This is a genomic window from Bradyrhizobium sp. in8p8 (assembly GCF_000426845.1).
GTDB lineage: Bacteria > Pseudomonadota > Alphaproteobacteria > Rhizobiales > Xanthobacteraceae > Bradyrhizobium > Bradyrhizobium japonicum_C.
In genome coordinates this window covers 319229-342375 of the sequence record NZ_AUGD01000010.1, presented here as the reverse complement: position 1 = coordinate 342375, position 23147 = coordinate 319229, and the positions used below count along the sequence as shown (strand labels likewise).

22 protein-coding genes and 1 riboswitch are annotated in these 23147 nt (G+C 64.2%); of the genes, 2 read left to right on the top strand and 20 right to left on the bottom strand.

Annotation, left to right across the window (positions count from 1 at the left end; translation table 11 throughout):
- Positions 1-236: 236 nt before the first annotated feature.
- From K408_RS0125665 to K408_RS0125640, 6 genes are all read right to left on the bottom strand, one after another.
- Positions 237-818 carry a hypothetical protein gene (locus K408_RS0125665; protein WP_024341340.1) on the bottom strand — a complete coding sequence of 194 codons (582 nt, stop codon included), beginning with the start codon at positions 816-818 and terminating at the stop codon, positions 237-239.
- A gap of 61 nt (positions 819-879) precedes the next feature.
- Positions 880-3105, bottom strand: a complete 2226-nt coding sequence (locus K408_RS0125660; protein ID WP_024341339.1) for a TonB-dependent receptor — start codon at positions 3103-3105, stop codon at positions 880-882.
- 113 nt (positions 3106-3218) lie between these two features.
- A riboswitch (cobalamin riboswitch) is annotated at positions 3219-3433 on the bottom strand.
- 65 nt (positions 3434-3498) lie between these two features.
- Complete coding sequence (locus tag K408_RS0125655; protein ID WP_024341338.1) at positions 3499-3756, bottom strand: hypothetical protein; 258 nt, start codon at positions 3754-3756, stop codon at positions 3499-3501.
- Between the two features lie 123 nt (positions 3757-3879).
- Positions 3880-4092, bottom strand: coding sequence for a hypothetical protein (locus tag K408_RS0125650; protein WP_024341337.1), 213 nt, complete (start codon positions 4090-4092; stop codon positions 3880-3882).
- A gap of 153 nt (positions 4093-4245) precedes the next feature.
- Positions 4246-4422 (bottom strand): hypothetical protein, encoded by a 177-nt coding sequence (locus K408_RS42870; protein WP_196232397.1) that lies wholly within the window; start codon positions 4420-4422, stop codon positions 4246-4248.
- 102 nt (positions 4423-4524) lie between these two features.
- On the bottom strand, positions 4525-6261 hold the full coding sequence (locus K408_RS0125640; RefSeq protein WP_024341336.1) for an adenylate/guanylate cyclase domain-containing protein: 1737 nt from the start codon (positions 6259-6261) through the stop codon (positions 4525-4527).
- A gap of 317 nt (positions 6262-6578) precedes the next feature.
- On the opposite strand from K408_RS0125640, the gene K408_RS0125630 reads away from it, so the two are divergent.
- Complete coding sequence (locus K408_RS0125630; protein ID WP_024341335.1) at positions 6579-8765, top strand: lytic transglycosylase domain-containing protein; 2187 nt, start codon at positions 6579-6581, stop codon at positions 8763-8765.
- Between the two features lie 104 nt (positions 8766-8869).
- On the opposite strand, the gene K408_RS0125625 is transcribed toward K408_RS0125630, so the two are convergent.
- The 10 genes from K408_RS0125625 to adh form a co-directional block, all read right to left on the bottom strand.
- Positions 8870-9841 (bottom strand): tripartite tricarboxylate transporter substrate binding protein BugD, encoded by a 972-nt coding sequence (locus K408_RS0125625; RefSeq protein WP_024341334.1) that lies wholly within the window; start codon positions 9839-9841, stop codon positions 8870-8872.
- Between the two features lie 81 nt (positions 9842-9922).
- Complete coding sequence (locus K408_RS0125620) at positions 9923-11164, bottom strand: threonine synthase (protein ID WP_024341333.1); 1242 nt, start codon at positions 11162-11164, stop codon at positions 9923-9925.
- Between the two features lie 123 nt (positions 11165-11287).
- The gene (gene lpdA / locus K408_RS0125615) at positions 11288-12709 is read right to left on the bottom strand and encodes a dihydrolipoyl dehydrogenase (protein WP_024341332.1); all 1422 of its coding nucleotides are present in this window, start codon (positions 12707-12709) and stop codon (positions 11288-11290) included.
- Between the two features lie 17 nt (positions 12710-12726).
- Positions 12727-12966, bottom strand: coding sequence for a hypothetical protein (locus K408_RS0125610; RefSeq protein WP_349509769.1), 240 nt, complete (start codon positions 12964-12966; stop codon positions 12727-12729).
- Positions 12967-12982: 16 nt separating this feature from the next.
- A complete protein-coding gene (locus K408_RS0125605) occupies positions 12983-14359 on the bottom strand; it encodes a pyruvate dehydrogenase complex dihydrolipoamide acetyltransferase (RefSeq protein WP_024341330.1) in 1377 nt (458 codons plus the stop codon).
- 62 nt (positions 14360-14421) lie between these two features.
- Positions 14422-14874: a nucleoside deaminase gene (locus tag K408_RS0125600; protein ID WP_024341329.1), complete on the bottom strand. Its 453-nt coding sequence runs from the start codon at positions 14872-14874 to the stop codon at positions 14422-14424.
- 2 nt (positions 14875-14876) lie between these two features.
- Positions 14877-15179: a DUF5076 domain-containing protein gene (locus tag K408_RS0125595; RefSeq protein ID WP_018320291.1), complete on the bottom strand. Its 303-nt coding sequence runs from the start codon at positions 15177-15179 to the stop codon at positions 14877-14879.
- A 3-nt stretch (positions 15180-15182) separates the two neighbouring features.
- Positions 15183-16577 (bottom strand): pyruvate dehydrogenase complex E1 component subunit beta, encoded by a 1395-nt coding sequence (locus tag K408_RS0125590; RefSeq protein WP_024341328.1) that lies wholly within the window; start codon positions 16575-16577, stop codon positions 15183-15185.
- A gap of 29 nt (positions 16578-16606) precedes the next feature.
- Complete coding sequence (pdhA, locus tag K408_RS0125585) at positions 16607-17629, bottom strand: pyruvate dehydrogenase (acetyl-transferring) E1 component subunit alpha (RefSeq protein ID WP_024341327.1); 1023 nt, start codon at positions 17627-17629, stop codon at positions 16607-16609.
- Between the two features lie 259 nt (positions 17630-17888).
- Positions 17889-19406 (bottom strand): aldehyde dehydrogenase, encoded by a 1518-nt coding sequence (gene adh, locus K408_RS0125580; protein WP_024341326.1) that lies wholly within the window; start codon positions 19404-19406, stop codon positions 17889-17891.
- Here adh and K408_RS42270 point away from each other — a divergent pair.
- Positions 19399-19638 carry a hypothetical protein gene (locus tag K408_RS42270; RefSeq protein ID WP_155248625.1) on the top strand — a complete coding sequence of 80 codons (240 nt, stop codon included), beginning with the start codon at positions 19399-19401 and terminating at the stop codon, positions 19636-19638. The two genes, adh and K408_RS42270, sit on opposite strands and share 8 nt — an antisense overlap.
- Here the strand turns inward: K408_RS42270 and K408_RS0125575 are convergent.
- The 4 genes from K408_RS0125575 to K408_RS0125560 all read right to left on the bottom strand — a co-directional run bounded on the left by K408_RS0125575 (position 19619) and on the right by K408_RS0125560 (position 23056).
- Positions 19619-20581 (bottom strand): helix-turn-helix domain-containing protein, encoded by a 963-nt coding sequence (locus tag K408_RS0125575; RefSeq protein WP_024341325.1) that lies wholly within the window; start codon positions 20579-20581, stop codon positions 19619-19621. The two genes, K408_RS42270 and K408_RS0125575, sit on opposite strands and share 20 nt — an antisense overlap.
- Before the next feature lie 201 nt (positions 20582-20782).
- Positions 20783-21100: an FtsB family cell division protein gene (locus tag K408_RS0125570; protein ID WP_024341324.1), complete on the bottom strand. Its 318-nt coding sequence runs from the start codon at positions 21098-21100 to the stop codon at positions 20783-20785.
- 201 nt (positions 21101-21301) lie between these two features.
- On the bottom strand, positions 21302-21853 hold the full coding sequence (locus tag K408_RS0125565; RefSeq protein ID WP_024341323.1) for an NADPH-dependent FMN reductase: 552 nt from the start codon (positions 21851-21853) through the stop codon (positions 21302-21304).
- Positions 21854-22057: 204 nt separating this feature from the next.
- The gene (locus tag K408_RS0125560) at positions 22058-23056 is read right to left on the bottom strand and encodes an MBL fold metallo-hydrolase (protein WP_024341322.1); all 999 of its coding nucleotides are present in this window, start codon (positions 23054-23056) and stop codon (positions 22058-22060) included.
- Positions 23057-23147: the final 91 nt, after the last annotated feature.

Sequence of the window (23147 nt, the reverse complement as noted above, 5' to 3'; positions counted from 1 at the left end):
CCGGCTCGCGAACATGACGACCACACGATCGCCCCTCAAGGATGAGCCGGGATGGGCCACACATACGCCGTTTCCGAATTTCGGTAAAGCGGAATCTTTTTGTGCGCGGATTGACAGAGGGCGACACAGGCACGCCGCGGCCCCGGTGGAGCGCCGGCGTATTCCGGGCAAGCTCAAGATGCCGGGCGAACCGCCCCGAACTGCGGTTCGCTCCCTACGGGCCAGGAAACGACCGCTCAGACCGACATCGCACTCTTGCGGCTGAACGGATCGACCAGGCGGACGACCTCGCAGACCGCGACGAGGCCGGCAAGCCAGACCGCGCTGGTCAGCCCGAGGCGTGCCACGATGTCCGCCGTGAAGGCGGCCTCTCCACCCAGGAACGGCGTCGCGGCGAAGAGCGCAAGCTCGTAGGTCGCATAGGCCGCAAACAGCGCAATCGCGAGCATCAGGGCCGCACGGCCCTGCGGCAGTGTGCGCAGCACGGCCGACGCTGCCGCCGTGGACAACAGCACCGCCGCGCCGATCACAAAGCCCCAGGCGATGCCGTTGCCATCGGCCGGATAGTGCAGCACGCCGAAGCCGATGGTCTGGTTCACGAGCCAGGCGCCGGTCACGACGAGAAGCGCCGGACGCAGCGGCAGCATCGCGGCCGCCAAGACGGCGAACGCTGCGAAGGGCGTCGCGCAGGCGAACGCCAAGCTTGCGAGCGCGCATGAAACCGTCAACAGCGCAAAGCCGAACATGGGCGCAAGACGCGGCGCCACCGGATGGAGGCGGAAACGGTCAGTGTCGGATGGGAAAATACTGAAAACCATGAGTGATCTCCTTCTTGTCCAATTCTAGTTTGATTTGCGGGCACATGACAGCCCCGTGGGATCAAAACGTGGCACCGGCCTTGAGCAGGTAACTGCGACCGGGCAGCGGGTAGGCGTTGAAGCGTCCGTCCGTGAAGGTGCTTGCGATGGCGTAGTCGTAATAGAGCGCGTTCAACACATTGTTGACGCTGAACGACCAGAAGTAGCGCTCATATTGACCACTGACCTTGAGGTCGATCGTGCCATTGGCCGGAATCGGCTTCTGCGTTCCCGCCTGATCGTTGTCCATGCGGCGCTCGCTCCAGAAGCGTGCGGTGGCATCGAGCACCAGATAGTTCTGCCAGATGTTCCAGGTAACGCCTGCACTGGCGGTGTAACGCGAGACCAGCGGCACGTCGTTGCCCGCCCAGATGCCTTCGCGGAAGACAGCTCGTGTGTAGGCCATGCCGGAACGCAAAAGCAGGGCGTCGCTGATGCGATAGGAGATACTGGTCTCCGAGCCGTAACGGCGGGTCGGATCGAGATTGGTGTTATAGAACAGGACCGGATTGAAATGGATCTCGTTGGTGAGGTCCATCAGGTAGAGACTGCTCTGCATCTGCAAGCCGCCCCCTCTGATGCGCAGCCCGCCCTCGATGTCCTGCGAGGTCTGGGTCTTGAGCTGGAACGTTTGCGGCAGCGGGTTGAAGAACGGATCGAATGAAGGACCCGACGATACCCGCTCGTCAACGTCAGGGGTGCGGAACGCGCGCGCAGCGCGGCCAAACAGCGCGACGGTGTCGCTGACGCGATGCTCGGCACCGAGGTGCAGCGCATATTGAGTTTCATCGCTCCGCAGCGGAAGCGCGCCGATATCGGCATTGAACGGAGCCGCCGGGTCGAAATAGTCACGGGCCGTGAGATGGATGCTCTGCACCCGCGCGCCATAGGAGATGTCGGTTGTAGGCGTTACACCCAATGTGTGCTGGACATACCCGGCAACCGTGCGCTGTCTGAGATCGTAGTTGTGCCAGGCAGCGAGACCCTGACCTGCCCCGCGGTTCTGCCGAAAGCTCGCATCGTAATAGTCGACTCCGGTCAACAGCTGCGACGGCATTCCGCCCAGCAGGCTCTTCACGCTGAGACGCGGCGTGATCGACCATGTCGCGAGTTCAGCATCGACATAGGTCGACGTGAATAAAGCTGGGACCGGCGTCGGGCTCGAGAAAAACGCGCTCTGCTGCTTCTTGTCACGCATGCCGCCGTCAACGATGAGATCGACGCCGTTCACCAGGGTCTTCGTGAATCCCGCCGTCGCGCCAAAGCCCTGCTGGTTGGCGTAGTTGAATGGCGTGCTGGTGCCTCGACGGTTCGTCGCGAGCTCGTCGAGGCCGATCGAGGGATCGATGAGGCGGCCACCCGGCAGCCGCAGCGCCTGATTGTCGCCGGTGACGGTCAGAAAGGCGGTCAGGCCAGGCGTCGTGTAGTTCAAATTGCCGACGCCGTTCTCCTGGACGTAACGATTGTTGTCTCGGTAGCCATCGGTCCTGGCGGCATTGCCGTAGAACGAGGTCGACCAGGGACCAGAATTGAGCGCGGTCGAGACGTTGCCAAGCCGGGTGTTGAACGAGCCGAAACCGGCCTCGATGCGCGCGGTCGCCGGTGGGCCGCCGACGCCGTTCTTGGTGACGATGTTGATGACACCGCCGACCGCATTGTCCCCGTAGAGCACCGCTCCGGAATTGCCGCGCGTGATCTCGATGCGCTCGATGGCATTGAGTGGGATGGTGGCGAGATCCACCTGCGCCATGTCGATGTCATTCAGCCGCCGTCCGTTGACCAGCACCAGCGTATTCGCCGTAGCGAAGGAACCGAAGCCGCGCAGGTCGACGCTGGTCTTGGCACCGATCGGGCCGCCATAGAACGTTGTGATCTGGGCGCCTGGCACTTGTGCCGCGATGATCTCGGCCAGATTCTGCGTGGGCGCGTGCGCGAGGTCCGCGGCTGTGACGACGGTCGTGGCCGCGCCGACGATGCCGCCATCGTTGTCGGCCTCACTGCCCGGGCCGGCCGAGTTGGTCCCCGCCGGCGCCCCGGTCGGCGTCGCCCGGCGCCGCCCCCTATCGCCTTCGCCGGTTACCCTCGCACGCGTACGGTTCTGATCGTCAGAGTTGGTCACCTCGACCGGCGGCAGTTGCTCGGCGGCAAGCTGCTCGGCGTTGGCGATGGAGAGATTGAGCGAATGAAAGGAAAAGGCCGCAACGATGCCGGCGCAGCAGCGCCTGGCGGCAGTGACGAAACAGGACACAATTCTAGCCTCGGAAGACGTCAGTGGCACGTCACAGCGAACGAGGCTTTACGGCGGAGCGATCGATTGCTCCGGTGAAGCTGATGTCCGTACTCCCCGACCGACATCTTCGCGTGTGACCACGGCTGACGGCAGGTCTCCTGGCTCGCGGGTCGTCACCTCTGCATCGCCTTCCCAGGACCGAGATTCCCAGTGGCATAGGACGAGAGATTCACCGCTTACAGTTGCGGGGGCAGCCGTGGCGTTGAGAAGATCCCGGCGTTGGGAAGACCTCGCACCACATTCCCTTTTGATCTCCGAAAGGAGAACCGTCGGCAGCCAATCTACGGGGCGCAGAAGCCGGGAGTCAATCGATCGGCAGCTGCTACGCGACGATTGCTCGGCATCGACGATTCAGGTCCGCCCCCGTAAACGCTGGGCCCGGGCCCAGGCGACAGCGACGTCGCGTGGCGGATCATCGACGCGCTTGATGGGCATCAACTCGCCGGAGGCGGAGACGATCGCTGTTTCCTCGCGCCGGCAGCGCGTGCAGACAAAGCGGACCTCGTTTGGAGACGCCGACCAACTCGACCGCTTGACGTTGGCCGCCATCGGCCAAGCATCGCAGTGCGAGCACGACACCAGAAATCGGCCGGGATCGAGCATACCCATTCCATTGAGCTCCGCGTCTGCCCGCCTCTATCAATGATTGATCCAGGTGAATCGTTCCGGTGCCTGGGCACCAGCCCCTGTGACCTCAGGCCGGAATCGCGAACTCGCGGCTCTCCAAACGGTTCAGCGCGCCCCTTTGAGGGTGCAGGAGGTCGTGCAGGTGACCGTGGTCCCGCGGTCGCACGACCTGCAGGCATTGACGCACTGGCTCAAGTCGCGTGGATTGTAGCTGTAGTTTCGCATCGGACAGGCTGGCGTCGTCGAGCCGGTGATGTCCTGCTCCTGATCGCAGGCCACCGTCATGAGCGCGATAATGATCACCGCAACGAGGCGCATGGGGTTGCCCTGTCAAGCATGACAAATGACACTCACGAGACACGCTGCAATGCAACGAACCCCGGCTTTCCCACCACGAGCCATCACCGGTCAGCGGCAGCTCGCGTGCCTTGACGATGCGCGTTAAATGTTAAGAACGGATTGCTGCCGGCCTCAGGCCGCAGCCGTGGTGGCGATCGCCCGCCGGATGTCGAGCGCCAGCTGGCGATACTGCTCCCCGAGTTTCAGATAAAACTCGCGCTTGCTGCTGTCGGTCGCAAGCTTGGCGATCAGCTCGCATTCGGCGGTGAGCGTCTCGAACCGTTCCAGCCTGTCCGTAAGATGTGTCATCGGCGTATCCCCGTCAGACGCCTCAGGGGCAACAAACCTAATCCCGGGAAATAGGTCACAGCGAACATCGTTATCGGGTAGCATCAATTTTTTCGCGGCAGACTATTTCTGGTCCAGCCGCCAAGCGCCGTCCCAACCGGCATCGGGCGGATTGGCTGCGAACTGGGCGATGCGGCCGAGCATCGTGCGCGAGGGCCCGTCACCGGGGATCGCCTCGAGCGCCGCGTTGAAGGCCGCACGGGCGTCGTCGAAGCGCCGGGCACGATAGGCAGCGAGGCCTTCGGCATAGTGCGTGCGCAGACCTGCCTGCGCATCGGTGAGTGCGCCGGCCCTGCCCATCACTTCGAAGATCGCCTGGGGCGCGCTCTGGCCCGCCACCGCCAGACGGTCGATCTCGCGCAGTTCAAGGCGCGCGCCGATGGCATCCGCCGTGCCCTGCGCGATCAGGATGCGGGTGCCGTAGACTTTGTTGACGACCTCCAGCCGCGAAGCGAGGTTCACGGCGTCGCCCATGACGGTAAAGCTCATCATGAGCTCGGAGCCGATGCTGCCGGTGAGAACCTCACCGGTGGCAATGCCGATGCGCAGGTCGCACAGCGCCGGCATGGCGCGGATGCCAAGCAAATCGGGCAATTGCTTTTGGAGCGCGGGCACCTGGTCGGCCATCTCGATCGCAGCAAGCGCGGCAAGCAGCGCCGCCTCATCCTCCTCGATGAAGGGCGGCCCCCAATACGCCATGATGGCGTCGCCGATATACTTGTCGATGACTCCGCGATTGCTCCTGATCGGGCCGGACATCACAGTGAAATAGTGATTCATCACCTTGACGAGGCCGCGCGGCGTCATGCCTTCGCTCATCGAGGTGAAGCCGCTCATGTCGCAGAACAAGATGGTCATCACCCGGCGCTCGCCGTCGATCGCGACCTCCGGCCGGTCGATCAGGCCCTGCACCACCTTGGGGTCGATGTAGCGGCCGAACGTCTCGCGGATGCGCTCGTTGTGCCTGAGCTGCTCGATCATGCGGTTGAAGGCCGCGGCGAGCTCGCCGATCTCGTCCTGCGTGGAGACGGTGATGGGCTTGTCGAACCGGCCTGCCTCGACCTCGCGGGTGCCGGCCAGCAGCAGCCGCACCGGGCGAGTGATGCCGCTTGACACCAACAGCGCGAAGGCAAATCCGACGATCGCCGCGAGCAATGTCACGACACCCGAAACGATGATGGCCTGGTGCTGGCGGCCGATCACTTGTGACGTCGAGAAGAAGACCTGCGTCAGCATGTCGGCGCGAATCGTGTCGACCTTCCGGTTGAACTGATCGCGCAGCGCGTCGATGTGCTCCAGCGTGCCGCGGGCCTCGGACATCTGCTTCGCCTCGACCTGCTTGATGAGCTTGGCATGGTCCTCGCTCAGGTCGCGGCGCAGCTCGCTGACGGCGGTCTCGATGCGGCTATCGATCCGCCCCAGTGCGGCGTTGTCGGAATACGTCCTGGGATCATCGATGATCGCGTTGATCAGTTTCCGCGCGGCCTCCGCCTCCTCCTCGATCTTGCGGTCCGACGCCTCGAAGTCGCGAAGGCGCGCCGCGTAGGCTTCCTCATCCGAGGGCGCCTCCATCCGGGTCATGACCATCCGCCGCAGCGCCAGCCCCCGCTCCAACGACCGGCTGTTGGCGCGCGCCAGATGGCTATAGGCCGGGATGTATCGATTGGTGAGCTCGTCCAGGAGGACGCCGACCTGGCTCGACATCACCATCGACAGGATCGAGGTGAACAGCATCAGGACGATCAATCCGAGGGCGACGCCGACGATCTTGCGCCGGATCGACTGGTTGAAAATCGGCATAGGTGCGCAGGCAAAGGCTGAAGGAAGGAACGATGGAACTCCATACACCTGACTGGCCACGGGAACACGCGTTATCTGCGCCCTGCGGTCGCCCCAGGTCGGGTCTGCCGTCGTGGGAGTCCTCATCGTTAACAAAGGTTAAAGCGCGACCTTTTCGCCCTTGCGCAAGTTCCGCTTATCACAACCGGATTTTGCCGCATTGTTGCGACAGCGTGAGGAATGCGACACGATGATGTCGCGCCGTCCGGTGCTTTGATTCTCAAGCCGCATGCCATCGCGGACCTTGGTTTGTAGTGGTTTCGCAGGGGGACCATCCAATGAACCAGTGCCTACGCTCGCTCGCGTGTGTCGTTGCCGTGGCCGCGATGGCCTTCGTTCCCACCGAGGTCTCGGCCAAGAGCAGCCATAAACCGTCCGCGCCGAAGAAGACGCATGAGGCCAAAGCCGGCAAGCACGGCCATGCCTCTGCCGGCAAGGCGCGGCACGGCAAGCACTCCGAGGCGAAACGGAAGCCAAAGAAGACGGCCGACGAGCCCTCGGGCAAGCCGGTACTGCCGCCGCTGACCGGCGACCTCGCTGCACTGAAGGACGCCATCGATCTCGCGCGCAAGGGCAGGACCGATGACGCCAGCGCGGCGCGGGACCGTATCGCGGACCCTGCCGGACAGAAGCTCGCCGACTGGTTCATGCTGCGTCATTCCGACAGCACGGCGAGTTTCAAGCGTTACGCAGCCTTCCTCGCCGCCAATCCGGACTGGCCGAGCCGCACGCTTCTGCGCCGGCGCGCCGAGGCGCGGCTGTGGCAGGAGAAGAGCGACGCCGCTACCGTGCACAAATTCACGATGGACCGGCCAATCAGCGCCAAGGGCAAGTTTGCGCTCGCTCGCGTACTGCTCGCCGGGGGCGAGACCGACAGGGCGGCGCGGCTCGTACGCGAGGCCTGGCGCGCTGAGGAATTGTCCGAGCGCAGCGAGGAGGATTCCTACGCGACGTTCCGCGACCTTCTGTCCGCCGACGATCACCGCGCGCGCATGGACAAGCGCCTCGGCGCCAAGGATTACGCAGGCGCGAGGCGCGCGGCCAAACGGCTCGGCGATGACGCGCTCGCGATCGTGAAGGCCTGCGCCGCCGTCACCGGCAAAGCGAGCAAGGCCAAGGACTATCTCGAGGAGGTCCCGGCCGGCGAGCGGCACGATCTCGGCTACGTGCTGTGCCGAGCACAATGGCATCTTCAGAACGACCGCATCGACGACGCGGCCGAGGTGATCCTCGCTGCCAAGCCCGACATGATGGCGGCGCAGGACACCGATGCCTGGTGGCGCGAGCGCCGCATGCTGGCGCGCAAGCTGCTCGACCAGGGCAAGGCCAGGACCGCCTACGAGGTGGTGCACACGGCCGCCGTGCCCGAAAAGGAAGTCTATCGCGTCGACTATCACTTCATGTGCGGCTGGATCGCACTACGCTATCTCCACGATCCCAAGACGGCGATGGCGCATTTCGCATCGATCGACGCCGGGTCGACCAATCCGATCGCGCTGTCGCGGGCACATTACTGGCGCGGCCGCGCGGCAGAAGCCATGGGGGCGATGGCAGATGCGCGCATGAGCTATCGGGCGGCGGCGCGCTATCACACCGCCTATTACGGCCAGCTCGCCCGCGCCAAGCTCGGCCTCGAAGGCATCGAATTGCGACCGCCCGCACCCGTGCTGGCCGCCGCCGATACACACGTCGCGGACGAGCGCGTGCGCGCCGCCGACATGCTCTACGCCCTCGGCGAGCGCGACATGGTGTTCTACTACGCTCGGGATTTCGCCAAGGAGAGCACCGACGTCGCGGCGCTCGAAGCACTCGGCGAGCTCGCCGGCCGGCACAACCATGCGCGCGTGATGCTCGAGGTCGGAAAGACGGCGCTGGCGCGCGGGCTCGCGCTCGATCATTATGCGTTCCCGACCATCGGCATTCCCGAGCACAAGCAGGTCGCGCCCGCGATCGAGACGAGCGTGATCTATTCGGTGGCGCGGACCGAAAGCTCTTTCGAGCAGCGAGACAAGTCGCACGCCAATGCGGTCGGGCTGATGCAGGTGACGCCGGAAGCCGCGCGCGACACCGCAAAACGCTTCGGCCTGAAATACGACTGGGACAAGATGGTCTCCGATCCCGTCTACAACACGCAGATGGGCGCCGCCGAGCTCAGCGCGCTGCTCTCGGAATATCGCGGCAACCAGATCATGACCTTCGCCGGCTACAATGCCGGCCGCGGCCGCGTGCGCGAATGGGTGCAGAAGCGCGGCGATCCCCGGGACCCCAACGTCGATCCGGTCGACTGGGTCGAGCGCATCCCGCTGTCGGAAACGCGCAACTACGTCCAGCGCGTGATCGAGAACGTGCTGGTCTACCGCGCAAGGTTCGAGGGCAGCAGCATGGTCGCCGGCAAGAGCGACCAGCGGGTGGTGACCAAGGACGCGGCCGCGGCAACTCCGGTGGCATCTACGGACGCGGATTAGGTTGGGTTCATAGGGTGGATTGGCCGAAGGCGTGATCCACCTCTTCCCCGGCGGCAAAGAAGTTGGAGAATTACGCTTGGCTGATCCACCCTACGCACCTGCGATCAGTCCACCTTGATGTTCGCGGCCTTGATCATCGGCCACCATTTGGCGATCTCGGCCTTCTGACGCGTGCCTAGCGCTTCGGGCGTGAGTTGATCCTTCGGTGTCATCTCCAGGCCCTGGCTTTCGAGCTGCTTCCTCACGGCGGGATCGTTCAGCGCCTCGACGGCCGCGGCGTTGAGCTTGGCCACGATTTCCTTCGGCGTGCCCTTCGGAACCCACATCCCCGACCACAGCGTCATGTTGAAGCCCTTCAAGCCGGCCTCGTCCGCCGTCGGGATCTCCGGCGCCGATGCCAGGCGCTTGTCGTCGGTGATGGCGTAGGCACGAATGGTGCCGGCGCGGACCTGACCGATGGAGTTGGAGGTCTGGTCGACCATCAGGTCGATCTGTCCGGCGATGAGATCGTTCAGCGCCGGCGCGGTGCCGCGATACGGCACGTATTGCAGCTTGATGCCGGAAACGTTCTCGAGATAGACGCCGGCGATGTGGCTGCCGGAGCCGGCGCCGGCGGTGCCTGCGGTCGGGGGCGACGGCCGCGATTTCAACCACGCCAACAGCTCCTTCAGCGAGGTCGCGGGCACCGAATTCTTGGTGACCAGGATCATCGGATTGCTCGGCAGCAGCACCACGGGCTCGAGGTCGGCGACGAGATCGAACTTGAGCTTGTAGACGGCACCGTTGGCGACGTGGGTGCCGAGATGGCCGAAGGAAATGGTGTAGCCGTCCGGCGGCGACTGCACGGCGCGGCCGACGCCGATCGAGCCGCCTGCACCGGTGACGTTCTCGATCACCACGGGCTGGCCGAGCGGCACTCTCATGCGCTCGGCAAGCACCCGCGCCATGGCATCGGACGGCCCGCCGGCCGCGAAAGGCACGATGATGGTGATGGGACGGGTGGGATAGTCATCGGCGCGCGCGGCGCCGGTCACAACGAGAATAGCAATCAGCGCAGCCCAGGCGGCCTTCGTCATTGTTCTCTCCCCAGCGAAATCTTTGTTTTTGGCCCTCTGCCCGCGTACGGGAAGAGGGATCATTCGTAGCCTATCGCGCCGCTAGAACTGCGCGTAATCGATCGGCTTGTGGCGATCGAGCGCGCGGGTGACCGGCGGCAGCGGGTACTTCAGGCCAGTCGCGCAGTTGAACAGCATCACGCGGTCACCCTTCGAGACGCGGCCGTCGGCGAGGCTCTGCTTGTAGGCGGCGTAGGTCGCGGCGCCCTCAGGGCACAACAACAGCCCCTCCTCACGCGCAACCTCGTTCAGCGCAGAGGAGATCTTGTCATCGTCGACAGCGATCGCGAAGCCCTTGCTTTCGCGCACAGCACGCAAGATCAGGAAATCGCCGATTGCCTGCGGCACGCGGATACCCGACGCAATGGTCTGGGCGTCTTCCCATCGTGTGGCGTGCTCCGTGCCAGCCTCGTAAGCGCGCACCATCGGCGCGCAGCCGGAGGCCTGCACCGCAACCATGCGCGGGCGCTTGCTTCCGATGAAGCCGATCTTCTCGAGCTCGTCGAACGCCTTCCACATGCCGATCAGGCCGGTACCGCCGCCGGTCGGATAGAAGATCACGTCAGGCACGTCCCAGCCGAGCTGCTCGGCGAGCTCGAGACCCATCGTCTTCTTCCCTTCGATGCGGTACGGCTCCTTCAGCGTCGAGGTGTCGAACCAGCCGACCTTTGCCTTGCCCTCGCCAACGATCTTGCCGCAATCGTCGATATAGCCGTTGACGCGGTAGACGGTCGCGCCCTGCAGCTCGATCTCGCTGACGTTCACTTCCGGCGTGTCGGCCGGACAGAAGATCGTTGTCTTGATGCCGCAGTTCGTCGCATAGGCCGCCAGCGCCGCGCCGGCATTACCGTTGGTCGGCATCGCCATGTGCTTGATGCCGAGCGCCTTGCCCATCGACACCGCCATGACGAGGCCGCGTGCCTTGAATGAGCCGGTCGGCAGCCGCCCCTCGTCCTTGACGATGATCTCGCCGCCGCCCAGCTTTGCGCCGAGCTTCGGCAGCCGGATCAGCGGTGTGGTCACCTCGCCGAGCGAGACGATGTCCCTGCATTTGCGCACCGGAAGCAGCTCACGGTAGCGCCACATGTCGCCGGGACGCTGGCTGAGCGCATCCTTGGTCAGCGCCTGCTTCACGCCGGCGAGGTCGTAGCGGACGAGCAGCGGCTTGCCGGCCTTGGAGAGGTTGTGGACCTGGTCGGCGGCGTAGTGATCGCCTTCCATCGCGCATTCGAGATGGGTGACGAAGGTCGGGCGTTCGATGGTGAGGTTGTCGTTGTCTTTCATCCGTGGGCTCTTTCTTCTTGCTTATTGAAGCAGCTATTTCCTCTCGTCATTGCAAGGAGCTCTTGCGACGAAGCAATTGCTTCGCTTCGCTCGCAATGACGACGGCGGGCGGCGTGCTCGCCGTCAAACATTCAACACCCTTCCATACGCATCCAGCACGGCTTCCTTCATCATCTCCGAGAGCGTCGGATGCGGGAACACCGTGTGCATCAGCTCTTCTTCCGTCGTCTCCAGATTCATGGCGACGACGTAACCCTGGATCAGCTCGGTGACCTCGGCGCCGACCATGTGGGCGCCGAGCAGCTGGCCGGTCTTCTTGTCGAAGATGACCTTGACCAGGCCCTGGTCCTCGCCGAGCGCGATGGCCTTGCCGTTGCCGACGAAGGGAAAGCGGCCGACGCGGATCTCGCGGCCGCTCTCCTTGGCCTTGGCTTCGGTGAGGCCCACCGATGCGACCTGTGGATGGCAGTAGGTGCAGCCCGGGATCATGTTCTTGTCCATGGGATGCGGGTTGAGGCCCTTGATGGCCTCGACACAGATCACGCCTTCATGTTCGGCCTTGTGCGCGAGCATCGGGGGGCCCGCGACGTCGCCAATGGCATAGATGCCGGGGACGTTGGTCTTGCCGTGGCCGTCGATCACGATGATGCCGCGGTCGGTCTTCACGCCGAGCTTTTCGAGACCGAGGTTCTCGATGTTCCCGGCGACGCCGACCGCCGAGATCACTCGCTCGAACTCGGTGGTGACGGGCTTGCCCTTGCCGTCGTCGATGGTGGCGACGACGCTATCGGCCTTCTTCTCCAGCTTGGTCACCTTGGTCGAGGTCATGATCTTGATGCCCTGCTTCTCGAGCCGCTTGCGCGCAAGACCTGCGATCTCGGCATCCTCAACGGGCAGGATCTGCGGCAGCACCTCGACCACAGTGACGTCAGAGCCCATGGTATGGAAGAACGAGGCGAACTCGATGCCGATCGCGCCGGAGCCGACCACCAGCAGCGACTTCGGCATCCGCTCCGGCACCATCGCCTCGAAATAGGTCCAGATCAGCTTCTTGTCGGGCTCGAGCCCGGGCAGCACGCGCGGCCGCGCACCTGTCGCGACGATGATGTGCTTGGCCTGATAGGCACCCTCGCCCAACGCGCCCTTCGGTCCCTCGACGTCGGACTTCTTCACGGTGATCTTGCCCGGCGCGTCGATCATGGCGGCGCCCCAGATTACGCTCACCTTGTTCTTCTTCATCAGGAAGCCGACGCCCTCATTGAGGCGCTTGGAGACGCCGCGCGAGCGCTGCACCACCGCCTTCGGATCGAACGAGACCTTTTCCGCCGAGAGGCCGTAATCCCCGGCATGCTGCATGTAGTGGTAGATCTCCGCCGAACGCAGCAGCGCCTTGGTCGGGATGCAGCCCCAGTTCAGGCAGATGCCGCCCAGATAGGACTTTTCGACGATTGCGGTCTTGAGGCCGAGCTGCGCGGCACGGATCGCAGCAACGTAGCCGCCGGGACCTGAGCCGATGATGATGACGTCGAAGGATGTATCGGCCATGGCGGCTCCCGTTCAACTCAAGAGGCGCCGCGGGCGCGGCGCTTGACGACAACAAACCTGGCCAGCCATTCGATGGTCCCAATAAGGACAAGAATGGCCAGCGCGCTCAACACGATGGGTTGAGCGATGTTCCGCGACAGCTGCTCTCCCGACAGGAAGGCGGACTGAAGAAAATCGAGCCCGACCGGGTTGAGCGCGACGCCAGCGCCGAGCAGCAGCGATATCCATGGCCAGCGCGTCCGGACATGCAAGATCACCCCCTCTGCCGCCGCGTCAGACCATCATCATGACGGGATTTTCGATCAGCTGCTTGAATGCGCCGATCAGCTCGGCGCCGAGGGCGCCGTCGATGGCGCGGTGATCGCAGGACAAGGTCACGCTCATCATGTGCGCGATCTCGATCTTGCCGCCGCGCACCACGGGGCGCTCCTCGCTGGTGCCGACGGCAAGGATCGTCGCATGCGGCGGATTGATCACGGCCGTGAAGTGATTGATGCCGTACATGCCGAGATTGGAGACGGCCGTTGTGCCACCCTGGTATTCCTCGGGCTTCAACTTGCGGGAACGTGCGCGCGCGGCGAAATCCTTCATCTCGTTGGAGATGGTCGAGAGCGTCTTGGTCTCCGCCTTGCGGATGATCGGAGTGATCAGGCCGCCCGGCATCGCCACGGCAACACCGACGTCGGAATGGTGGTGCTTGACCATGCCGCTTTCGGTCCAGCTGACGTTGCAGTTCGGGATCTTCTGCAGCGCGACCGCCATCGCCTTGATAACGAAGTCGTTGACGGAGATCTTGTAGAGCGGCTTCTTCTCCTTGTCCTTCGGCGCGGCGGCGTTGATCTCCTCGCGCGCGGCGAGCAGCTTGCCGATGTCGCAGTCGATGGTGAGATAGAAGTGCGGGACGTTCTGGATCGATGCGGTCAGGCGCTGCGCAATCGTGCGGCGCATGCCGTCATGCGGGATGATGTCGTAGGAGCCGGGCTCGAACAGCGACAGGATCTGCTTGTCCGACATGGTCGGCGCGATCGAGGGCGCGCCTGACGGCGCTGCAGCCGGTGCTTTCGGGCCCTTGCCGGACTTGGCCTGCTCGACGTCGCGGGCGACGACGCGGCCGTGTGGACCAGAACCGGCGATCATCGCAACATCGATGCCTGCTTCCTTCGCAAGGCGTCGCGCCAGGGGCGACGAGAACACGCGACCGCCGTGGCCATTGGCCTGTGCGGCCGGAGCTGCAGCCTGCGGCGCAGCTGTCGCGGCGCTCGGAGCCGCGCTGGGCGCCGCCGGCGCTGGCGCAGGAGCAGGCGCAGCAGCAGGAGTCACAGCGGGCTTGTCTGCCGTCTTTTCAGCAGCTTTCGGGGGCGCGGCCGACGCGCTGGGCTTGGCGCTACCCGCAGCCTTCACGTCCTCGCCTTCGCCCGCGAGCACGGCAATCACATCGTTGACCGGAACATCCTGCGTGCCCTCGGGCACCAGGATCTTCGCGATGGTGCCCTCGTCGATGGCCTCGACCTCCATGGTCGCCTTGTCGGTCTCGATCTCGGCGATGACGTCGCCGGATTTGACCTTGTCGCCTTCCTTCTTCAGCCACTTGGCGAGGTTGCCCTTCTCCATCGTCGGCGACAGAGCGGGCATCAGGATGTTGATGGGCATGCTGACCTCACGAAGAACTTCTCAAAACGTCGCCTCCGACAGCGAAGACGACCAGACCAGGTTTAGTTGCCGATGTCGCCCTGCCACAGGCGCTCATTGGCAGCGATGGAACGCCAATTCTTCATCATGGTGATGGAGCGGTCGTCGGCGAGGTCGATCCACGGGATCCCGAACTTGTCGAGGATGTCCTTGGATCCCTCGAAGGTGACGGATTCCCCGATCACGACCAGCCTGACCTTGAACAGCGCGAGCGCGCCGGCGCACATCGAGCATGGCGACAGCGTGGTGTACATGACGGTGTCGTGGAACGAGATCGCGCCCGCTTCGCGCAGGCAGCTCATCTCGCCGTGCAGAATGGGATTGTTCTCCTGCACGCGATTGTTGTGGCCGCGCGCGATGATCTTGTTGCCGCGCGTCAGCACGGCACCGATCGGCAGACCGCCCTGCGCGATCGAGGATTCCGCCTCGCGGATCGCTTCCAGCATGAAATCGTAGTGATAGGATTCGATTGCCACGATCAGTGCCCCTTGCCGCGCGGCGTCGTCGTGCCGGTGTCGGTGGGACGCTCGATCTCGGCCTGGAACATCTCGAGGATCCGGTTCAGCGCGTCCTCCTCGGTATACTCGCTCTCGCGTGCATAGGCGCGCGCGGCGTGACGGGCGAGATCGACCAGCAGGAGGCCCCACATGTCGGGCTCCTCGAAGGCGCGCTGGAACGCCATCGACAGCCCGCCGTCCAGCACGAACACGCGCAGGATCTCGACCGCGTCGTCGCGGGTCATGACATCGGGCGGCAGTGGCTGCTCCTTCGGGCCCGCCATGGTCTACCTGTAACAGACGGCTTTGGCGGCCTCGACGACTTCCGCCGCCGAGGGCAGAGCAAGCTTCTCCAGGTTTGCGGCATAGGGCATGGGCACGTCCTTGCCGGAGACGCGGGTCACCGGCGCGTCCAGGTAATCGAAGGCGTTCTCCATGATGCGCGCGGCGATCTCGGAGCCGACGCCACTCTGGGCCCAGCCTTCTTCCACCGTGACCGCGCGACCGGTCTTCTTGACGGAGTTGATGATGGTCTCGGTGTCCATCGGCCGCAGCGTGCGCAAATCGATCACCTCGGCCTCGATGCCGTCCTTGGCGAGCTCATCGGCGGCCTTGAGCGCATAGGTCATGCCATTCGACCAGGAAATAATGGTGACGTGGCTGCCCGACCGCACGATGCGCGCCTTGCCGATCGGGATGATGAAATCATCCAGCTTGGGCACTTCGCCGGTGTGACCGTAGAGCACCTCGTTCTCGAGGAAGATCACCGGATTGGGATCGCGGATCGCGGCCTTGAGCAGACCCTTGGCGTCGGCGGCCGAATACGGCGCGACGACCTTGAGGCCCGGAACGTGCGAGTACCAGGCCGAGTAATCCTGGCTGTGCTGGGCGGCGACGCGCGCAGCCGCACCGTTGGGACCGCGGAACACGATCGAGCAGCCCATCTGGCCGCCGGACATATAGAGCGTCTTGGCCGCCGAGTTGATGATCTGGTCGATCGCCTGCATGGCGAAGTTGAAGGTCATGAACTCGACGATCGGCTTCAGGCCGGCCATCGCGGCACCGACGCCGACGCCTGCAAAGCCGTGCTCGGTAATCGGAGTGTCGATCACGCGCTTGGCGCCGAACTCCTGGAGCAAGCCCTGCGTCACCTTGTAGGCGCCCTGATATTCGGCCACCTCTTCGCCCATCACGAAGACGTCGGCGTCCCGGCGCATCTCCTCGGCCATGGCGTCACGCAAGGCTTCGCGGATGGTCTGCGTCACCATCTCGGTGCCGGCAGGCACCTCCGGATCGGGCTCGGCGACGGCCTGCTGCGGCACGCCGGTCGGCGCCTTCGACTGCGGCATCTCCGGCTTGGCAGCAGCCGGCGGCGCGGACTCGGCGGCCTTCTCCTGCTTGGCGGGCGCAGGCGCCTTGGCAAGATCAGCCGCGCTTTCGCCGTCGGCCAGGATGGTGGCGATCGGCGTGTTGACGGCGACGTCGGCGGTGCCCTCAGGGATCAGGATCTTGCCGAGCGTGCCCTCATCGGTCGCCTCGACTTCCATCGTCGCCTTGTCCGTTTCGATCTCGGCGATCACATCGCCCGACTTGATCGTCTCGCCCTCTTTCTTCAGCCACTTGGCGAGGTTGCCCTTCTCCATCGTGGGCGACAGCGCGGGCATCAGCACTTGAATTGGCATATCGACTCCAAAGGAAAGCTTGCGCGCGTTCAGCGGTAAACGTCGGTCCAGAGCTCGGCTGCATCCGGCTCGGGATCATGCTGGGCGAAATCGGCGGCGGCGTTGACGACGTCACGCACCTCGGCGTCGATCGCCTTGAGATCCTGCTCGCTGACCTTCGCTGCGAGGAGGCGATTGCGCACCTGCTCGATCGGGTCCTGATCGTGGCGGACCTTCTCGACCTCCTCGCGCGTGCGATATTTTGCGGGGTCGGACATCGAGTGACCGCGATAGCGGTAGGTTTGCATCTCCAGGATGAACGGGCCCTTGCCCGCGCGGCACCAGGCCGCAGCCTCCTCGCCCGCCGCCTTGACGGCGCGCACGTCCATGCCGTCGATTTGCTTGCCGGGGATGTTGAAGGACACGCCGCGCTTGGAAAAATCCTGCTGCGCCGAGGCGCGCGAGACGGAGGTGCCCATGGCGTAGCGGTTGTTCTCGATGACGTAGATCACCGGCAGCTTCCAGAGCTCCGCCATGTTGAAGCTCTCATAGACCTGGCCCTGGTTGGCCGCGCCGTCGCCGAAATAGGTGACGCTGATATTGTCGTTGCCGCGATAGTGATTGGCGAAGGCAAGCCCGGTGCCGAGCGAGACCTGGGCGCCGACGATGCCGTGGCCGCCGTAGAAATGCTTCTCCTTGCTGAACATGTGCATGGAGCCGCCCTTGCCCTTGGAATAGCCGCCGCGGCGGCCCGTGAGCTCGGCCATGACGCCGTTGGCGTCCATGCCGGTGGCAAGCATGTGACCGTGATCGCGATAGCCGGTGATGACCTGATCGCCCTGTTTCAGGGCCATCTGCATGCCGACCACCACGGCCTCCTGGCCGATATAGAGATGGCAGAAGCCGCCGATCGCGCCCATGCCGTAGAGCTGCCCGGCCTTTTCCTCGAACCGCCGGATCAGGAGCATGTCGCGGAACGCCTTGAGCTCCTGCTCCCTGGTGAATTCCGGAGGCGAACCGCCGTCAGTCTTGTCCTGTGGAGTGCTTGCGGCGGCTTTCTTGGGTGCGGCCATAGGAATTCCGGGTCAGAGAAAACTTTCGCCCTCTCTAACCCAAGTCAACCGCGTGCGGAAGCACCGCGGCGGCATGCCACGCCTTTCATTATGCCGCACTGCAACCTGATCGAAATATTGCAAAATCTTTGGCGCGGATCGGGCAACAAATCTATGCAAGCGATCGCGCGCGAATCGTGAGCGGATCAACAACGATTGGCCACATGGCCGCGTTTCAGAGAACGGCGCCGGAACGGCGCCGCCCTCTCGAACTATTCGTTCAGAAGAAGCCGAGCTTCTTCGGGCTGTAGCTGACCAGGAGGTTCTTGGTCTGTTGATAGTGATCGAGCATCATCTTGTGGGTCTCGCGGCCGACGCCCGACTGCTTGTATCCGCCGAACGCCGCATGCGCGGGATAGGCATGATAGCAGTTGGTCCAGACACGGCCGGCCTGGATCTCCCGGCCGAAACGGTAGCAGCGATTGGCATCGCGGCTCCAGACACCGGCACCTAAGCCGTAGAGCGTATCGTTGGCGATCGCGAGCGCTTCCTCGTCAGACTTGAAGGTCGTGACCGAGACGACCGGGCCAAAAATCTCCTCCTGGAAAATCCGCATCTTGTTGTGCCCCTCGAACACGGTCGGCTGGATATAGAAGCCGCCGGCGAGATCACCCGTCAGTTCGGCACGTTGACCACCGGCGAGCACCTTGGCGCCTTCCTGCCTGCCGATGTCGATGTAGGAGAGGATCTTGGACAGCTGCTCGCCAGAGGCCTGGGCGCCGATCATGGTCGTGGGATCGCGGGGATCGCCCTGCTTGATCGCGGCGACCCGCTTCAACGCCCGCTCCATGAAGCGGTCATAGATGTCCGCGTGGACAAGCGCGCGGCTCGGACAGGTGCAGACCTCGCCCTGGTTCAGCGCGAACATCACAAATCCTTCGATCGCCTTGTCGAAGAAGTCGTCGTCTTCGGCGATGACGTCCTTGAAGAAGATGTTCGGCGACTTGCCGCCGAGCTCCAGCGTGACCGGAATGAGGTTCTGGCTGGCGTACTGCATGATCAGCCGGCCGGTCGTGGTCTCGCCGGTGAAGGCGATCTTGGCGATGCGCGGGCTCGACGCCAGCGGCTTGCCCGCTTCCAGGCCAAAGCCGTTGACGATGTTGAGGACGCCCGGCGGCAGGATGTCGGCGATGATCTCGGCCCAGACCATGATCGAGGCCGGGGTCTGCTCGGCAGGTTTGAGCACGACACAATTGCCGGCAGCGAGCGCCGGGGCGAGCTTCCAGCAGGCCATCAGCAGCGGGAAGTTCCAGGGGATGATCTGGCCGACAACTCCGAGCGGCTCGTGGAAATGATAGGCGATGGTGTCGTGGTCGATCTCGCTGATCGAGCCTTCCTGCGCGCGGACGACGCCGGCGAAGTAACGGAAGTGATCGATCGCGAGCGGGAGGTCGGCGGCGCGGGTCTCGCGGATCGGCTTGCCGTTGTCCCAGGTCTCGGCAATCGCAAGGCGCTCGAGATTGTCTTCCATGCGGTCGGCGATCCGATTCAGGATCGCGGCGCGCTCGGCGACGCTGGTACGGCCCCACCCCACCTTGGCGGCATGCGCCGCATCGAGCGCCGCCTCCACATCCTGCGCATCGGACCGCGCGATCTTGCAGACGATCTGGCCGGTCACTGGCGAAGCATTGTCGAAATATTTGCCGGAGATCGGCGGCACGAACTTGCCGCCGATGAAATTGTCGTAGCGTTCGGCAAAGGGAACCTTGGTGACGCTGAGGAATTCCACCTTGTTCATTGATCACTCCCGATGTTTGCTGTTTGCGCAATTCGTCGCGTTGGCGCGACTTGCGCGGACGATGTCGCGGGAGGTGTTTCCTGTCAGCCCGTGGGAAAGCGATGGCGCGGCCGACCTGTCGCAGTTCTGCGACAGTCGCGGGCGAGGCAGTGCGGGATTGCGTGCACGCAGCTTCCACACCGTCGTCGTTGCGAGTGCGCAAATTGCGCGGCTCAATGCGCGTTCAACCTGAACCGCTTGAGCTTCCGGTGCAGCGTGGCTCGGCTGATGCCGAGCGCCTTGGCGGCCGCCGAGACGTTGCCGCCGGCGCGGAGCAATGCTCGCTGCAACACCGCGCGCTGACCGCCGGCGAGATGATCCCGCGCGGCATCGTCGCCGAGAAGGTCGGCGGCTGGCACCGGCTGCAATGCCCGGCCGGGCGCCAGTCCGAGCGCCACCCGGGCAGAGCGGGTTGCGCCGATCACGAGATCGTCCGCATCGACGGCGATGAGGCCCCCGCAACTTCCATCCGCAGCTTGCGTCAGCACGATACGGGCATGGGCGAAGGCCTTTCGAAACAGGTCGGCCTCGATACGCTTGGCCGCCTCGCCCGTCGCAAGCGCAATCAGGCCGGCAAAGGCGTCGGTGCGATCTGCGCGGCAGGAGGATACGTCGAGCACGCCCGCAAGCGCCGCCTCATGGTCGTAGATCGGAACGGCGGTGCAGCTCAAAAGTGTGTTGCGGGCAAAGAAATGCTGATCGCGATCGATGGTCAGCGGACGCTGCTCGACGAGGCAGGTACCGATGCCGTTGGTGCCCTCGTGCTCCTCGCTCCAGAGCGCACCGGTCCAGAGGCCCCAGGACTGAAAGGTCGCGTCGTCCGCCACCATGCCGCGGCGATCGACCGGCACGCCCTCCCGGTCGGCGAGCAACACGCAGCACCCCGCGGCGCCGACGGCCTGATAAAGCCGGTCCATTGCGCCTTGCGCCGCGGCCAGAAGCGGCGCGATGCGCTCGCGCGCCTCGCGCAGTTCGGCTTCGGTCAGCCGCATCGGTGCGGTGCGGCCGCCGGGATCGAGACGATGCAATCTGGAGGAACGGCGCCAGGACGCCACCAGCGCGGAACGAGCCGCCTGGCCTGACGCGATGGCGGCCTCGATACGGGCCGCGTGATGCCGGGGCGTTGACCCATTCATCACTGTTTCCTCCGGATGAAAGCTTAGAGCGTGCCGGCGCGGCCTGTTTGATCTGCGTCAACTTGGAGCACCGCGACAAAGCCATGGGGCCGTTGCGGCGCTGCCGTCAAGACAGTCACCCGGTTCCCGGCTTACGACTTTCGCCGGAACTCAGACAGGTACATCGGATTTCGGCAGCAGCTTTCGAAGAGCTGCGAATGGCTAATTCGCCGGGATGATCCGAACGAGATCGCGCGGATTGACATAATCGAGCTGGTAGCGCGCCCGCTCATCCAGCATGTCGGGGTCGATCTTCTCGGACCGCAGCAGCGATACCCGATGTTCACTCCTGGCGCGCTCACGCTTGAGCTGGGCCAATTCGCTGGTCAGCGCGATGATCTCCTGATCGAGCTCCTGGCGGGCGTTGAGGCCGTATTTGCCGGTATAGGCATTGACGCCGAAATAGCCGACGATGGCCGCCGCCATCGCATAGAGGGCAAGTCCGGTCAGGATCGATTTCAGGCGGGCGCGCGAGACCATCCCGGGAAGATGGGACAGGTTGGTTAAGAGAGCGCTAATTGCAGGCAGCTCCCCGCCCCACCAGACCCTCATGGTGAGGAGGCGCGAAGCGCCGTCTCGAACCATGCAGGCCCGACTGTCCCCGCGGCCATCCTTCGAGACGACCGCTTCGCGGTGTCCTCAGGATGAGGACCTGGGGTGTGCCCGCGGGGATATCTGGCCTCAGCCTTGGTGCTTCGCCACGTGCGCAGCGAACGCGTCGATGTACTGCTGCAGCACCGTCTTGAGCGAGTCCTTGGTCAGGTTGCCATCTGCGTCGAAAGCGTCGCCGACTCCACTGAGGTAGATTTCCGGCTGCTGGAGGACGGGACCGGAAATGCCCGGCAGCACGTTCTGCAGATGCTTGGCCGCGCTGACGCCGCCAAGCAGCCCAGGCGAGTTGGAGATGATGCCGACCGGTTTGCCGAGGAGCGAGCTCTTACCATACGGCCGCGAGGCGACATCGATGGCATTCTTGAGGACGCCCGGGATCGAGCGGTTGTATTCGGGCGTGACAAACAGGATGCCGTTCGACCCCTGGAGCTTCTCGCGGAAGGCGACCCAGTCCGCGGGCGGCGTGCCCTCGAGATCCTGGTTGAAGAACGAGATGCCCGCCGGCGTGATCACCTCGAGCCTGAGCGAGCCAGGCGCGAGCTTGGCGAGCGCATTGGCGATCTTGAGCGAGAAGCTCTCCTTGCGCAGGCTGCCGGCGATGGTGACGATGTTGTAGGCCATTGGGTGTCCTTGAAGGCTTGAGCGAAAGTGCCGGGTGGGGACTTAAGCCAACCGGACCGATGGATGCAAGTGCATGAACCGGCCCGATTTGGAAACGCTACGTTTCGCGAAAGTCGCCGGTCATGGGAGGCCGACATTGATCGTCTCAAATCAATCAGGCCGCCAAGTGGCGGCCTGATGTCACGGCAACTCTGCAGCTCCGGCTCAGATCGTCGGATTCCACGCTGACGGGATCAAGCGATACTTGGCACCGTCTTTCGCGACGTGACCGACCGAAGGGAACGTGAAGTGGAAGCCGATCACGGTCGCCTTCTCCGCGGCCGCCATATCGTAGAACTTGTGGCGCGTCGCCTGCGCCATCGCGGCATCCATGTCGAACATCACGTGCCAGTCCGGATTGCGCAGGAAGAATTCCGGAATGTTGGTGACGTCGGACTGGATCAGTACCTTGGCATCGCCAGAAGCAACCGCGAACGAGGTGTGGCCGGGCGTATGGCCCGGCGTCGCGATCGAGGTGATGCCCGGCGCGACCTCCTTGCCCCAGTCGTACCTCGTGACCTTGGACTCGAGACCGGCGAAGGTCTTCTTCACGTTGGCAAAGTTGTTCTTCAACGCGGCGTTGGACTCGGCCTTGGCGGCGTTGTCCTCGCTGGTCCAGAACTCCCACTCCTTGCCAGGCACCATGATCTCCGCATTCGGAAAGGCCAGCGCGCCATCGGCCAGGCGAATCCCGTTGATGTGGTCGCCGTGCATGTGCGACAGCAGCACAACGTCGACGTTCTTGGGGTCGACGCCGGCAGCCTGAAGGTTTTGCAGCGTGCGACCGACCGCGCCCTTGCTCGCTTCGAAGTTCGCGATGCCGTTGCCGGTATCGATCAGCACAAGCTTGGAGCCGGTGTTGATGAGCTGCGGATTGAACGGCACCGTGACCATGCCCTTTGGCATGTGGGCCGCCTCACCCGCCGCCAGCGCCTCTTCCTTCGGAATGTTGGCGACGAACTTGTCCGGCATCGGGAAGGTTCGCGCGCCATCGTTGATCGAAGTGCACTCGAAGCTGCCGACCTTGTAGCGATAGAAGCCGGGCGCCTGCGTCCCCACCTGCGGCGCTGCGGCATTCGCGGCGATGGGCCGGAGCCCGGTAGCGGCAGCTGCGCCCATGGCGGCAGCGCCAGCGAGCAGGTGACGTCGATTGAGATCGATCATGAAAATGTCCCTTCTGAGCGTCCAGCGGCTGTTCCGCTTCAAATGGCGGCGGAATAATCGCCCGCTTCGCTCAGAAGGCAAGACCTTCCCT

Bases quoted from the DNA above. Each gene is read 5' to 3' on its own strand.
- K408_RS0125665 (WP_024341340.1), bottom strand. From the start codon at position 818: ATGGTTTTCAGTATTTTCCCATCCGACACTGACCGTTTCCGCCTCCAT.
- K408_RS0125655 (WP_024341338.1), bottom strand. From the start codon at position 3,756: ATGGGTATGCTCGATCCCGGCCGATTTCTGGTGTCGTGCTCGCACTGC.
- K408_RS0125650 (WP_024341337.1), bottom strand. From the start codon at position 4,092: ATGCGCCTCGTTGCGGTGATCATTATCGCGCTCATGACGGTGGCCTGC.
- K408_RS42870 (WP_196232397.1), bottom strand. From the start codon at position 4,422: ATGACACATCTTACGGACAGGCTGGAACGGTTCGAGACGCTCACCGCC.
- K408_RS0125640 (WP_024341336.1), bottom strand. From the start codon at position 6,261: ATGCCGATTTTCAACCAGTCGATCCGGCGCAAGATCGTCGGCGTCGCC.
- K408_RS0125630 (WP_024341335.1), top strand. From the start codon at position 6,579: ATGAACCAGTGCCTACGCTCGCTCGCGTGTGTCGTTGCCGTGGCCGCG.
- K408_RS0125625 (WP_024341334.1), bottom strand. From the start codon at position 9,841: ATGACGAAGGCCGCCTGGGCTGCGCTGATTGCTATTCTCGTTGTGACC.
- K408_RS0125620 (WP_024341333.1), bottom strand. From the start codon at position 11,164: ATGAAAGACAACGACAACCTCACCATCGAACGCCCGACCTTCGTCACC.
- lpdA (WP_024341332.1), bottom strand. From the start codon at position 12,709: ATGGCCGATACATCCTTCGACGTCATCATCATCGGCTCAGGTCCCGGC.
- K408_RS0125605 (WP_024341330.1), bottom strand. From the start codon at position 14,359: ATGCCCATCAACATCCTGATGCCCGCTCTGTCGCCGACGATGGAGAAG.
- K408_RS0125595 (WP_018320291.1), bottom strand. From the start codon at position 15,179: ATGGCGGGCCCGAAGGAGCAGCCACTGCCGCCCGATGTCATGACCCGC.
- K408_RS0125590 (WP_024341328.1), bottom strand. From the start codon at position 16,577: ATGCCAATTCAAGTGCTGATGCCCGCGCTGTCGCCCACGATGGAGAAG.
- pdhA (WP_024341327.1), bottom strand. From the start codon at position 17,629: ATGGCCGCACCCAAGAAAGCCGCCGCAAGCACTCCACAGGACAAGACT.
- adh (WP_024341326.1), bottom strand. From the start codon at position 19,406: ATGAACAAGGTGGAATTCCTCAGCGTCACCAAGGTTCCCTTTGCCGAA.
- K408_RS0125575 (WP_024341325.1), bottom strand. From the start codon at position 20,581: ATGAATGGGTCAACGCCCCGGCATCACGCGGCCCGTATCGAGGCCGCC.
- K408_RS0125570 (WP_024341324.1), bottom strand. From the start codon at position 21,100: ATGGTCTCGCGCGCCCGCCTGAAATCGATCCTGACCGGACTTGCCCTC.
- K408_RS0125565 (WP_024341323.1), bottom strand. From the start codon at position 21,853: ATGGCCTACAACATCGTCACCATCGCCGGCAGCCTGCGCAAGGAGAGC.
- K408_RS0125560 (WP_024341322.1), bottom strand. From the start codon at position 23,056: ATGATCGATCTCAATCGACGTCACCTGCTCGCTGGCGCTGCCGCCATG.